This window comes from Athalassotoga saccharophila (genome assembly GCF_009936215.1).
Lineage (GTDB): Bacteria > Thermotogota > Thermotogae > Mesoaciditogales > Mesoaciditogaceae > Athalassotoga > Athalassotoga saccharophila.
This window is the reverse complement of record NZ_AP019551.1, coordinates 1,802,585-1,816,388: the sequence shown is the minus strand read 5'-3', so window position 1 is coordinate 1,816,388 and position 13,804 is coordinate 1,802,585. Positions and strand designations below refer to the sequence as shown.

Below are 13,804 nucleotides of genomic sequence, written 5' to 3'. Positions count from 1 at the left end.
TGAGATCAGGCAAAGATCGACACCCTCCCGTTCGATGCGTATAAAGTACCGGATTTAAAGTCCTCTATCCTTACCTTTACCATTTCTCCCTCGGGAATGAACCCTTCAACTGCGACCATCCTGTTATCTATCGTTCTTCCGTAAGAAATCTTTCCCGTCGTCTTCTCTATCATTATTTCTACCTCTTTGTTTATGAGAACTTCATTCAATTCTTTTTCTATGGAATGCTGGATCTCATTCAACCTTGACATTCTCGCTTTTTTAACGTTAAAAGGTACATCGTCTTTGTAATATTTTGCGGCCACCGTCCCCGGTCTTGGCGAGTATGGAGCAACGTTGAGACGGATGTATCTGACCTTTTTTACAAGATCAAGGGTTTCTTCAAAATCCTCGTCGCTTTCACCGGGAAATCCAACTATTATGTCTCCGCCTATCGAGGAATTTTCTACCTCTTTCTTTATTTTCTCGACGATTTCTAAATACTCCTTCTTTGTGTACCTTCTGTTCATCTTTTTAAGTATTCTGTCACTGCCGGATTGGGCCGGTATGTGAAAATTCTTCGATATCTTTGGATAATTGCCAACGACCCTTATCAGATCAAAACTTATGTCCGAAGGGTAAGAGGTCAAAAACCATAATCTTTCTATTCCATCTATGGCTTGAGAAAGTTCAAGAAGTTTTGCAAGAGATGTACCATCTTTTAAATCCTTCCCGTAAGAATCAACATTCTGTCCAAGGAAGGTTATCTGTTTGTATCCGTCTTTTGCGAGTAGGTTAACTTCATTTAGAATGTCTGAAATTGGTCTTGAAAGTTCTCTTCCGCGTGTGTAAGGAACGATACAGTAGGTGCAGAACTTATCGCATCCCGCTATTATGTTGATCCACGCGTGCTTTTTTTGATCTCTGAGTGCCGGTGTTTGTGAGTTTATATCTAATATATGATCTTCGAGATCTATCTTTTTCAAACCTTCGACTGCATTGACGATCGAACTTATCGATCTCGTTCCGAGTATGAATTCGACACCATAGTTGGAGAGTTTTTCCGGCATGCCTTGCGCGACACATCCTGTCACTCCGACTTTATGGCCGGCCTTTTTCAATCTTCCTATCAGACTGTAAACTTTGTTTTCAGATTTTCCCCTGACTGCACAGGTATTTATGACGACCAGATCTGAATCTTTTATTTCATCGACGATCTCATGTCCCGCTTCCTTTAGCAGGCCTTTCATTATTTCGCTGTCGTGAATGTTCATCTGACAGCCATAAGTTTTGAAAAATACCTTCATTTCTTTTCACCTTTACATTTTACGACAAGTACATCACTTTTTGCCGTCCTTATGATTTTTTCAGCCGTTGTACCGAACAAGAACTCGGAGATCCATCCACCTTTTCCGTAACTTCCAACGACAATGAGATCGGCCCCCCATTGATCGGCGTAAGAGATCACTTCTTTGCCGGGAACACCGGTCTTTATCTCTTCGTCAAAGCCATAATCACAGTATTGTTTGAGTTCGGAGATGAATTTTTTAAGCGCGAGTTCCTGTTCTCTTATTATTTGCGATTGAATATTTAAAAATGAAGGGCTCATCTCACCCGCCGTGGCAAGGTTGTACATCGTTGTTGTATCGACGACGGCTATCACGCATGCCTGAGATCCTTCCCTTTTTGCTATCTCTATGCCTCTTTCAAAAACCGTTTTCGACATTTCCGAACCATCAACGGTTATTAACACCCTTTTGTACATTCCCATCACCAACTTTCCCCCAACTCTATTTCCACCTTAAGTGGAACCTTCATCTTGACTATATTTTCCATTGAATCTTTGACGATCTTCGTTATCTCTTCGATTTCTTCTTGAGGAACTTCAAAAACAAGTTCATCGTGGACTTGGAGTATCATCATCGATCTCATCGATGAGATCTTTTGATCTATATCTATCATGGCAAGTTTTATTATATCGGCGGCACTTCCCTGAATCGGAGCATTTATCGCCATCCTTTTACCCTCTTCGAAAACATTCCTGTTTGAACTTTTCAATTCTGGAATATCTCTTTTTCTTCCAAAGATCGTCTCAACGTATCCATTTTTAATTGCAAAGTTTACTATATCGTCCAAATATTTTTTGACCATCGGGTAACTTGCGAAGTAATTCTTTATTATTTTGTCCGAATCTTCCACAGGAATTCCTAACCTTTTTGAAAGGCCATAAGCGCTCACTCCGTAAGTTACGGCAAAATTCACCATTTTGCCTATTCTTCTCATCTCTGAAGTTACATCTTCCTGATTTACACCGTATATTTTTGCGGCAGTTATTGCATGGATATCGTAATTTGATTTGAATGCCTCTATGAGTGCCGGGTCGCCACTCATGTGTGCCAACACGCGCAATTCTATCTGGGAATAGTCAAAACTGATTATCTTCCATTCCTTGTTTTGGGCGCGTATTGCCTTTCTTATCTCGAGTCCTTCTTCATTTCTGGAGGGTATATTCTGCAAATTTGGATCGCTACTTGAAAGTCTTCCCGTCGATGTGCCTGTCTGGTTAAAGGAAGTGTGGAGACGTCCCGTTTTTGGATTGACCAATTTCGGAAGGGCATCTATGTAAGTTGATTTGAGTTTGAAATATTTTCTGTACTCTAATAGAAGTGGAATTATCGGATGTTCATCTCTCATCTCCTCTAAAACCCCGGCATCAGTCGAAAAGGCTCTCGTCGATGTTTTCTTTCTCGGCTTTAATTTGAGCCTTGAGAATAAAACCTCAGAAAGTTGTTTTGGAGAATTTATGTTGAATGGCATTCCGCCTGCGAGATCGTAAATTTGAGATTCTATGTCTCTTAACTTGTGATTATAACTTTCAGAAAGACTTTTGAGGAAATCTTTGTCTATGTAGACACCATTCATTTCCATTCTCGCAAGGACTCCAACAAGAGGCATCTCTATTTTGTAAAAAACATCCATTAAATCCTCTTCTATCAATTTTTGATTGAGAATGTTGTAAAGTTTGTAAGTCATATCTGCATCTTCGGCCGAATATTTTGTCGCATCTTCTATCGAAACCTCTTCAAAATTCTTCCCCTTTGTTATATCTTCGTAAGATATCCCTGAGTAATTCAGATATTTCATTCCGAGTTCTTCAAGAGAAAATTTTCTTTCATTTGGATCTAAAAGATATGCCGCTATCATCGTGTCGAAATAAGGCTTGAATTTTGAGGAATTATTCATCATAATTTCAAGGTCGTACTTGAGATTTTGACCTATTATTTTGACATTTTCATTCTCAAGAAAAGATTTCAAAATTTCGAGACCATTATCGACATTTTTGCCATTCTTATGTTTTATTGGCACGTAATAACTTTGATCTCCATCACACAGAGAAAAACCAACAAGTTTTGCCTCAAATGGATCGAGAGAGGTAGTCTCCGTGTCAAAGGCTACAAAAGACTTTTTAATGAGATTTGAGATCAATTCTTGGAGTTTTTCTTTGGAATCGATGGTTACATAATTCACGTTTGACGTGTGTTCATAGAGATCAAACTCCGATTTTAAAGAATTGAGTTCTAACTCGTTGAAGATCGATAAAAGTTTTGATCTATCCGGACCTTTGTATGGCGATATTTCTAAATTTAAAGGCACATCGTAGGAAAGATTTACGAGTTCTTTAGAGAGTTTCATCATCTCTTTTCCATCGACAAGCAGTTTTGAATATCTCTGGGGTATTTCCTCGAGATGATCGTAGAGGTTCTGAAGGTCTCCATATTTTTTCAAAAGTTCTGTAGCACTCTTCTCTCCTATTCCCTTAACGCCGGGAATGTTATCAGATGCGTCTCCGACGAGTGCAAGGTAATCTCCGATCTGGGATGGTTTAAGTCCATACCTTTCGATGACCATTTTTTCATCGTATTCAACGAGGTCTGAAATTCCAAGAGACGCGAACCTCAAAACCTTAACATTTCCTCCGACGAGTTGAAGAAGATCTTTGTCTCCCGTTACGATGTAGACACCGTCAAATTTTGAAGAATACTTTTTTACAAGCGTTGCTATGACATCGTCAGCCTCGTATCCGGTGCCTTTTAATATTGGCATACCCAGGCCCTCAACTAATCTTTCGATGTAAGAGATCTGGGAAATCATGTCGTATGGGGCGGGCGCTCGATTGGCCTTGTAAGACTCAAAAAGCGTCTTTCTGAAATTTTGTTCTTTTGAGTCCATGACAAATATGATAGAATCTCCCTCTTTTACCCTTTCTTTTATGAATTTCAAAAGCATTTTGGCAACGCCGAGGACGGCCCCGGTTGGCTTTCCGTCAGAGGTGGAAAGCGGAGGAAGGGCGTAATATGCTCTGTACACAAGGGCAGTCCCGTCAAAGATGTAAAGGTTCATCGAGAGCCTCCGGCCAATGACTCTTTCCTTTTTAGATATCCAAAGATCAGGCCTCCGGATATTATGAATATCACCGGCACAACCTGATCTATTCTTAAAGAATAAAACCACAGACTATCTAATCTTAAAGATTCGACGAATATCCTCAGGGTTGGATAAAGTATGAGATAAAGCGCAAAGGTCTGACCGTACTTCGTTCTGTATTTCTTTGTGAATTTATAGAGTATGTAAAATATCAAAAAATCTCCTATTGCCTCATACAAAAATGTGGGCGTGAAGAATGCGTACTGTCCATATCCCGGCATTCTGTAATCGGGCGGAACGTACATCTTCCATGGTAGGTTAGTCGGGACCCCATAGGCTTCGTGATTGAAGAAATTTCCCCACCTTCCCATTCCTTGGGCAAATGGCAAGACCATTGCGACGGCATCCATTGCCTGAAGGTATGTGAAAGAAGCCTTCCTGTTTAATCTGAGGTAAAGCCATCCCCCAAAGAACATCCCGATTAAGGCTCCAAAGATTGCCATACCGCCTGTCCATGGTTCGAGTATCTGATTTACGTGATATTTGAAGTATTCGTTCCATGTAAAGGCCACATAAAAAAGCCTTCCACCTATTACCGCAAAGGGAATAGTTACAACCATTGCGATTATGAATTCATCCTCTTTGACGCCTTCGTGCAGCAACTGACTTCGAGCGATTAAATATGCCACGATGACGGAAGAACCTATTATGACGCCATACCATTTAACGTGAAGAAAGGACGTATTTATAAGGTAAGGATCGAGAATAAGATGCCCGGAAAACGTGTCTCTGAGAAAAAAATAAAGGGCGACGATGACGGCAATCAATATAGACCAAAAGAGTACCTTCTTCAATTTTTTTCCTCCCATCTTTTAAATCCCTTCCACAGATTTTGAAGTTTCTCTTTTATCTTTGATTCGAGGCCTCTGTTTGTTGGATTGTAGAAAACATGTCCCTTTAGCCTTTCTGGCATGTAATTTTCGACGAGAAAAGCGCCTTCAACATCGTGTGGATAGACGTAATCTTTCGAGTATCCCATTTCTTTCATAAAAGCAGTTGGAGCATTTCTTATCTTTAACGGTACCTCTTCAAAAGGATTGTTCCGCGCCTCGTTGGCGGCCTTTGTGTAGGCAACGTAGACCGCGTTACTTTTCGGTGCCACTGCACAATATATAACTGCCTCGGCAAGAGCAGTTGTACATTCTGGCATTCCTATAAAGTGGGAGGCCTGATACGCATCTATCGCTATGCTCAATGCTTTAGGATCCGCAAGGCCTATGTCCTCGGACGCAAACCTTACAACCCTTCTCGCTATGTATAGCGGATCTTCGCCTGCCTCTAACATTCTTGCGAGGTAATATACGGCCGCGTCCGGGTCGCTTCCACGCATACTTTTGTGGAGCGCCGAGATAAAGTCGTAATGTTCGTCTGCGCGCTTTCTGTATCTTGGAATAGTTCTTTGAAGTACGGATTCTATCTGAGATGAAGAGATAGAGTCTATCTTCCTGTTTTTTGCCCACACAAGCGCTTCTTGGACCATGTTAAGGGCCGTTCTTGCATCTCCTCCACTTAACTGTGCTATCATCTCCATCGATTCAGAATCAAATCGAATTTCTTCACCCTTTATGGCCCTTTTTATTATTTCGATTATATCTTCTTTTGAAAAAGGTTTGAAAACAAAGACACGACATCTCGAAAGAAGAGCCGGATTTATTTCAAAACTCGGATTTTCCGTTGTAGCGCCTATGAGTATAATCGATCCAGATTCGACGGACTGCAAAAGTGTATCCTGCTGTGATTTGTTGAACCTGTGAATTTCATCGACAAAGAGTATAGTTGGATTGCCGGTTCTACTGAATAACTCACTCGCTTCTTCTATGATAGGTTTCAAATCTCCGACCCCTTGATTTGCGGCGCTTATATGTTTGAATGGTTTTTTCGTGTAGTGTTTTATTATCTCGGCAAGAGAAGTTTTGCCGCTTCCGGGGGGTCCGTACAGAATGGCGCTGTAGAGTTTGTCGTTGAGAATCGCCTCCCTCAACGGCATACCGTCGGAGAGAATATCTTTCTGTCCTATGAACTCTTCAAGCGTTTTAGGCCTTACTTTTATAGCAAGCGGCTCATCTTCCCATAAACTTCCCTGCAAATTATTTCCTTCCTTCAAAGTAAGAAACGGTCTCTGATATTCCCCTTTCAAAGTCGTACATCGGCTCCCACTTGAGAATCTCTTTTGCCCTTGAATTGTCTAAAATACTTTTTCTCAGATCTCCCGGCCTCGGTGGACCGTAGATGGGATCGAGTTTGTAACCTATTCTTTCCTTGAGAACTCTAAAGACGTCGTTAACGCTTTTTCCCGTTCCCGTTCCTATATTTAAAACCTCTCCATCACCGGCATTCAAAGATTTTAAATTGGCATTCACGACATCTTTTACGTATACGTAATCTCTTATGTATTCTCCATCGCCATTTATCTTTACCGGCTCGTTTTTAAGCATTTTCTTTGCAAATATCGCTATAACGCCAGCCTCCCCGTCGGGATTTTGCCTGGGTCCGTAAACGTTGCCGTATCTTAGAGATGTGAATCTCAATCCAAATTCTTTTGAATAAAATTTCAAATATTTCTCGGACGCGAGTTTTGCTATCCCGTAAGGAGAGATTGGGTCAGGGCACACACTTTCAGGCGTTGGATAGATTTTTGGATTTTCTCCGTACATTACCCCTCCCGAGGAAGAGAAGACAAACTTTCTTATTTCATATTTCACGGATAGATCAAGCAAGTTTATAATTCCTATGATGTTAACCTGCGCGTCGTAGAGTGGCTCTCTTACGGATTTTGAAACTGATATCTGTGCAGCCGTGTGGATCACGTATTCCAGGCGCTCATTCTCGAAAACCTTCTCTAAAGATTGACGGTCCCGAACGTCGCATTGATAAAATTTCACACTTTTGGAAATGTTTTCCATTGTCCCACTTGAAAGATCATCGATAACCGTCACGGAATAGCCCATATTCAATAATTCATCGACGATATTCGATCCTATAAAACCTGCTCCGCCTGTGACCAAAATTTTTTCAGACATGGTTTTTACCTCCGCGATTTTCTCAAAAAAATTATATCACGATTTTCTCATGAAACGTTGATCGGCAAGGGGCGATGATCTTCGATTTTCAATTTTTTAATCTTTCTACGTGCTACCTGCCACATGATACGTGCTATCTTATTCCTCTTGAAATGTTTTTAAATCTGTGATAGAATATTTTCGTGTTTGCACTGGGAGATCGTCTAACGGTAGGACTGCGGACTCTGGATCCGCCGGTGGAGGTTCGAATCCTCCTCTCCCAACCAAAGGCCGGGTAACCGGCTATTTTTTTTCGAATGGTTTTATGATAAACTTTTTTCAAGGAGGCGATGACGTGAAAGAACTTAAAGCCGACGAGGTAGAAATAAATTTTTCAAATTTCAAATTGCCAAAGTCCACCGAAGAAGTTAAGATAGAAGCAAAATTCGATCATCAAATAAGAGCCTACGAGTCTTTGAAGAATGCCATAAATTTGGACAACAAAAATTACAACATCTTTGTTTCAGGACCGACGGGTAGCGGACGCCACACATTTATCCGCGAATTTTTGAACCAGATCGTGTCTCAAATGCCAGTTCCAAAGGACTGGGTTTATGTCTACAACTTTTCCAATCCTTTCGCGCCGATAGCGCTTTCCTTCAATCCGGGCGAGGCCCAGATATTCAAAAACGCGATGTCGAAAATGAAAAAAGAGATCCTGGAAGCGTTAAAGAGGGCATTTGACAGCAACGATTATTCAAAGAAAAAAAGCGAGATAGAAAGCAGATATGCTTCCAAAAGAAAAGAACTCTGGGACAATTTGAACAAAAAATCTTTGGAACTCGGATTTTCAGTTCAGGTTGGTCCAACCGGTATTATGACCATACCGATTGCCAACGGTAAACCTTTAAGCCAAGAAGAGTTTGAAAATTTGACCGCGGATCAGAAAAAGTTTTACGAAGAGAATGTTATAAAATTGAAAAAACTCATAGATGGCACCCTTCACAAATCAAGACTCTTGGACAATGAATTCAAGGACAAAATAGACAAACTCGACGAAGAGATAGCAAAATTTGCGATCGATCCGATTTTTGAGGAAATGGGCGATCAATTTTCCGACAATGAAAATGCAATTGAATTTCTAAAATCCGTAAAAAATGATATTCTCGACAACCTCGATCTTTTAAGAAGTGATCAGGACAAGGAAAAGTTCTTATCGAGATACGATGTGAATATAGTCATAGACAATTCCCAGACCAAGGGAGCGCCGGTTGTAGAGGAGTTGAATCCAACCTACGCGAACCTGTTTGGGAAGATTGAATATTACGCGACGATGGGAACGCTCCAGACCGATTTCAAATTCATAAGACCGGGGGCCTTTCACAGAGCCAACGGAGGGTTCATGATACTCAACGCCGAAGACCTTTTCAGGTCCGAATTATCGTGGGACGCAACGAAGAGACTCATAAACAGCGGTATGCTTAAGATAGAAAATATTCAGGAATATCTTGGCTACGGAATAACGGTAACTTTGAACCCACAACCTATACCGGCCAACGTAAAGATAATAATGGTTGGTGAACCGTGGATATACGATCTGCTTTACATGTATGATGCAGATTTCAGAAAGTTTTTTAAGATAAAAGCGCCATTCGACTGGGAACTTGATCTTTCAAAAAACGGCATCGATTATTATCTCCAACTTTTGAAGTCTGTCATCGATAAAAGACATTTGCTCCATGTCGATGAGAGCGGAATAAGAGAGATAATAAAGTACGGAATGAGGCTTATCGAAAAGAAGACGAAGGTTTCGACTCAGGCGAACAAGATAATCTCTTTACTCGTCGAAAGTGACCAGACGGCGAGAAATATGAACAAGCAAATGATAGACGCGGAAAGCGTTATTCGTACACTTGAATCCATGAGAAGAAGGCTCTCTCTCGAGGCCGATAAGATGTTGGAGTATTTCAAAAACAACGAGATAATGATAGATACCTCGGGAGAAAAGGTCGGTCAGATAAATGGCCTTACCGTGATAGAGGGAGGAGATTATCCATTTGGAATGCCGGTAAGGATAACCGCGAAGACCCATCTAAGCGATACGGGAGTCATAGACATACAGAGAGAATCTAACATGTCAGGAAAGATCTTCACAAAGGCAGTACTCATAATTTCGAATTATTTAAATGCCAAATACACAACCAAGCATCCACTATCCTTTGCCGCGACGGTGAGTTTTGAGCAGACCTATTCTACAATAGAAGGAGACAGTGCGTCCGTTGCCGAAACTCTTGCGATCATTTCGGCCATTTCAAAGGTGCCAATAAAACAATCTTTGGCCGTAACCGGATCTATAAACCAAAATGGTGAGGTTCAACCCGTTGGGGGTGTTCCTTACAAAATAGAAGGATTTTTCAAGGTATGCAAGGAAAAGGGTCTTACGGGAGATCAAGGAGTCATAATTCCTGCCCAAAATGTCAACGATCTTGTACTCGATTCCGAGGTCATCGAAGCGATTAAAGAAGGAAAGTTCCATATATGGACTGTCACGAATGTCGACGAGGCCATAGAGGTGGCAATGGGCAAAAAGGCCGGAAAACTGGACAGAAGAATGAATTACGAAAAAGACAGCGTTAATTACCTTGTCGTCAGAGAGATAGAGAGAATTTCAAAGATGGAAGAGAAAAAATCTCCAAAGAGAAAAAAGACAAGCAGGCAAAAATCGAGAAAGATGATGGATCGCGGATCTATTGACGATGGAGAAGATGAAGAGTGAAGTTAATACTCTCGACTTCCAATCCGAATAAGATAAAAGAGATATCATCGATTATCAATGATATCGAATGGATACCGAAGGATTTAAAGGTAGAGGAAGATGGAAAAACCTTCGAGGAAAATGCCGTAAAGAAGGCTAAGACTGCCTATGAACTTTATGGTCCGGCCGTGGCAGACGATTCTGGACTTGAGATATACGCGCTTGACAATTTTCCGGGTGTACATTCGGCGAGATTCATGGAAGGGGCAGATTACTTCACTAAAAATTCTAAAATTCTTGAGATGATGAAAGACATACCGATCGAGAAGAGAGGATCAAGGTTTGTATGTGTTGCCGTCTATTACGATGGCACCCCGCATATTTTTAAAGGTGTTGTTGAGGGAAGTATAGCCTTTTCCATCCGTGGTAACGGAGGGTTCGGGTATGATCCCATCTTCATTCCCGAAGGATTTGACAAAACATTCGGTGAAATGCCATCTTCTCAAAAAGATATGATAAGCCATAGATCAAAGGCTTTCAGGAAATTATATGAATTTCTTAGAGGGATAAAATATGAATAGAGATATTTTTTTTCGGGCCGCCCGTGAATACGGTACGCCGCTTTATCTTTACGATCTCGGTGAAATGCAAAGAAGAATAAAGTTAGCACAGGACACCTTAAATTCTCTTGATTTTAAGATCTTCTTTGCGATGAAGGCAAATTCGAATCCTTACCTTTTGAGGTTCATTCATTCTTACGGTATCGGTGCCGATGTGGTTTCGATCAATGAGTACAAAATGGCTCGTTTTGCAAGATTTAGACCCGAAGAGATAATAGTAAATGGAAATGGAAAAAGTATGGAAGATCTCGAGTTTTACATTGCGCAAAACCCTTTGTGTATAAATGTCGATTCAAAAGAAGAAATCGCCAAATTTGGAAATAAAAACGCGAGAATCGCCTTAAGGATAAATCCGGACGTAGATCCAAAGACCCATCCTCATATATCGACGGGATTGAAAGAGAACAAATTTGGAATGGACTTTGAGACGGCAAAGGAAGTTATAAAAACTTTGCCTTCCAATTTAAGGCTGGCAGGTCTTCACTGCCATATAGGATCGCAGATAACAAAGATAGATCCATTCATTGAAGCCTTTTCATCGATAGAGAGATTTGTAAAATCACAGGGAATAAAACTCGAATTTTTGAATGTCGGCGGAGGGTGGGGCATAGATTACAAAAAAGATGGAACGGAGATGGATCTCGCAGGATACAAAAAAAAGATCGTTCCATTGCTGTCGAATTTTAACGTGCCCATCTATTTCGAACTTGGAAGGTTCATAACTGCATCTGCGGGTTACTTGATCTCGAAAGTTACAGAGGTAAAGAGGAATCCTTACAAAAATTTTGTGATACTCGATGCCTCTATGGCAGATCTGATAAGACCCTCTCTTTACGATGCTTACCATGAGATAGAAATCTTAAATGATGGCGAAGAGATGATATCAGACATAGGAGGAAGGATCTGCGAAAGCGGAGATATCTTTGCAAGATCGAGAAAAATAAGGACCCCACGCCCCGGAGATCTTGCGGTCATACATGATGTCGGATCTTACGGATACTCGATGGCATCAAATTACAACCTTTCTCTAAGGCCGGCCGAGGTGGCCTTTGATGGAGAGAAACTTATCCTTATAAGAAAGAGAGAGAGATTTGAGGATATTTTGAATTTATGCTTGGAGGACAAAAATGAAAACTTTTGAGGAAGTTTTTGAGGCGGTGAAAGAGAGAAAGAAGCGCGTTGTGCTTGTAGGTTCTGAAGACAAAGAATCGATAATCGCACTCAACGAGGCGGTCGACCGAGGATTTGTCGATGGAATTCTTGTTGGGGATGGGAAGGTTACGAAAGCAAATCTTGAATCCCTTGGAATAAGGGATAAATTCGAAATAATCGATTCAGATCCACACAAATCCTCCGAAACGGGAGTCAAAATCGTTTCCTCGGGAAAGGGAGATATACTCATGAAGGGGCTCGTTAAAACGAGCGATCTTCTTAAGGCCGTCTTGAATCCCGAATGGGGCTTAAGAACTGGATCCCTTTTGAGCCATCTTACAGTCGTCGAGGCAAAGGATTACGGGAGGTTTATAGGGATAACGGATGGCGGAATGATAATAAGACCAACTTTGGATCAAAAGGTTCAGATCATAAAGAATGCCGTCTCTTTTTTCAAAAAACTCGGAGTATCACTTCCAAAGGTTGCATGCATAGCGGCCGTTGAGGTTGTGAATCCGGAAATACCTGAAACCGTTGAGGCGGCCGAACTTGCGGCAATGGGAAAAAGAAAGCAGATAGAAGGATGCGTAATAGATGGTCCTCTTGGTTTTGACAATGCCATAGACGAAAGAGCCGCAAGAGTAAAAGGGGTGGGCGGTGACGTTGCCGGTCATGCAGACATATTAATCGTTCCAGAAATAAACTCTGGCAATTTCATCGGAAAAAGCATGGATTACTGTGCCCATTACACTATAGGTGGTATAATTCTCGGTGCAAAAGTTCCAATAATCGTTGTATCAAGGGCTGATGAGGCAAGGGCAAAACTTGCATCTATATCTTTAGGAGCACTCGAATAGGAGGATAAGTATGAAAAAAAGTGCTGTTATAGCGGTAGGCGGAAACGCAATTCAGGGGCCGAAAGAGCCGCCAACGGCCGAGGTTATGAGAAAAAATCTCAACATGACGGCCAAATATCTCGTGGATATGTTAGACGATCTCAACATCGTGATAACACACGGAAATGGGCCTCAGGTTGGAAATCTGATGGTCCAGCAGGATAAGGCGAAGGAACTTATTCCACCACTTCCTTTGGATCTTAATGACGCATACACTCAAGGAATGCTTGGCTACCTTATAGTCGAGTCTATGGAAAATCAGTTAATTGCCAGCAAAAAACACAAGCAGTGTGCGGCAATAGTTACACAGGTTGTGGTCGATCCAGAGGACAGGGCGTTTCAAAATCCAACAAAGCCAGTTGGACCTTTTTACGATGCTAAAGAGGCCGAGAGGCTTGCTAAAGAAAAGGGATGGAAGATGAAAGAGGATGCCGGAAGGGGTTACAGGCGCGTCGTTCCGTCTCCAGAACCTCTTGATATAATAGAAAAAGATCTTATAAAAGATTTGATGGAAAATGGCGTTTTAACGGTCGCCGTCGGAGGCGGAGGGGTACCTGTTTTAAAAGAAAAAGATGGATCGATCCATGGAGTTGAAGCGGTTATAGATAAAGATAGGGCATCTTCGCTGCTTGCGAGAATTCTCGATGTCGATATCTTCATGATTTTGACTGGTGTTGATGAGGTTTATTTGAATTACGGCAAGGCAGATCAAAAGGTTCTTAAAGAGTTAAAGGTATCGGACGCAAAAAAGTACCTTGCGCAGAATCAATTCCCTTCAGGCTCTATGGGACCAAAGATAGAAGCGGCCATCTCCTTTGTTGAGGCAACCGGCCGTCAGTGCATAATAACGTCCCTTGAAAAATCCTCCGAGGCGATGAAAGGTAAAGCGGGAACATTTGTCATTCCCGATTAATGGAG

Annotated in this window: 11 protein-coding genes and 1 tRNA gene; 6 read left to right on the top strand and 6 right to left on the bottom strand. The window is 41.5% G+C overall.

Annotated features, from left to right (window positions below):
- Positions 1 to 5 precede the first annotated feature (5 nt).
- From miaB to ATHSA_RS09020, 6 genes are read right to left on the bottom strand one after another with little or no spacing between them, the layout of a single operon-like run.
- Positions 6 to 1,286, bottom strand: a complete 1,281-nt coding sequence (gene miaB, locus ATHSA_RS09045) for a tRNA (N6-isopentenyl adenosine(37)-C2)-methylthiotransferase MiaB (protein WP_161848769.1) — start codon at positions 1,284 to 1,286, stop codon at positions 6 to 8.
- Entirely contained in the window at positions 1,283 to 1,750 is a 468-nt protein-coding gene (locus ATHSA_RS09040) for a universal stress protein (protein WP_232060157.1), read from the bottom strand. The genes miaB and ATHSA_RS09040 overlap by 4 nt, the downstream gene beginning before the upstream one ends.
- Positions 1,750 to 4,380 (bottom strand): DNA polymerase I, encoded by a 2,631-nt coding sequence (gene polA, locus ATHSA_RS09035; protein WP_161848767.1) that lies wholly within the window; start codon positions 4,378 to 4,380, stop codon positions 1,750 to 1,752. Before polA ends, ATHSA_RS09040 begins: the two co-directional genes overlap by 1 nt.
- Entirely contained in the window at positions 4,377 to 5,258 is an 882-nt protein-coding gene (gene lgt / locus ATHSA_RS09030; RefSeq protein WP_161848766.1) for a prolipoprotein diacylglyceryl transferase, read from the bottom strand. The genes polA and lgt overlap by 4 nt, the downstream gene beginning before the upstream one ends.
- Positions 5,255 to 6,568, bottom strand: coding sequence for a replication-associated recombination protein A (locus ATHSA_RS09025; RefSeq protein WP_197739164.1), 1,314 nt, complete (start codon positions 6,566 to 6,568; stop codon positions 5,255 to 5,257). The genes lgt and ATHSA_RS09025 overlap by 4 nt, the downstream gene beginning before the upstream one ends.
- Positions 6,552 to 7,484, bottom strand: a complete 933-nt coding sequence (locus ATHSA_RS09020; RefSeq protein ID WP_161848765.1) for an SDR family NAD(P)-dependent oxidoreductase — start codon at positions 7,482 to 7,484, stop codon at positions 6,552 to 6,554. Before ATHSA_RS09020 ends, ATHSA_RS09025 begins: the two co-directional genes overlap by 17 nt.
- Positions 7,485 to 7,676: 192 nt before the next feature.
- Here ATHSA_RS09020 and ATHSA_RS09015 point away from each other — a divergent pair.
- From ATHSA_RS09015 to arcC, 6 genes are all read left to right on the top strand, one after another.
- Positions 7,677 to 7,750: transfer RNA gene (locus ATHSA_RS09015), tRNA-Gln, on the top strand.
- A gap of 68 nt (positions 7,751 to 7,818) precedes the next feature.
- A complete protein-coding gene (locus ATHSA_RS09010; protein ID WP_161848764.1) occupies positions 7,819 to 10,239 on the top strand; it encodes an ATP-binding protein in 2,421 nt (806 codons plus the stop codon).
- The gene (rdgB, locus tag ATHSA_RS09005; RefSeq protein WP_161848763.1) at positions 10,236 to 10,799 is read left to right on the top strand and encodes an RdgB/HAM1 family non-canonical purine NTP pyrophosphatase; all 564 of its coding nucleotides are present in this window, start codon (positions 10,236 to 10,238) and stop codon (positions 10,797 to 10,799) included. Before ATHSA_RS09010 ends, rdgB begins: the two co-directional genes overlap by 4 nt.
- Entirely contained in the window at positions 10,792 to 11,979 is a 1,188-nt protein-coding gene (lysA, locus tag ATHSA_RS09000) for a diaminopimelate decarboxylase (RefSeq protein WP_161848762.1), read from the top strand. Before rdgB ends, lysA begins: the two co-directional genes overlap by 8 nt.
- Complete coding sequence (locus ATHSA_RS08995) at positions 11,966 to 12,847, top strand: bifunctional enoyl-CoA hydratase/phosphate acetyltransferase (RefSeq protein WP_161848761.1); 882 nt, start codon at positions 11,966 to 11,968, stop codon at positions 12,845 to 12,847. Before lysA ends, ATHSA_RS08995 begins: the two co-directional genes overlap by 14 nt.
- Positions 12,848 to 12,857: 10 nt before the next feature.
- Positions 12,858 to 13,799, top strand: a complete 942-nt coding sequence (gene arcC, locus ATHSA_RS08990; protein WP_161848760.1) for a carbamate kinase — start codon at positions 12,858 to 12,860, stop codon at positions 13,797 to 13,799.
- Positions 13,800 to 13,804: the final 5 nt, after the last annotated feature.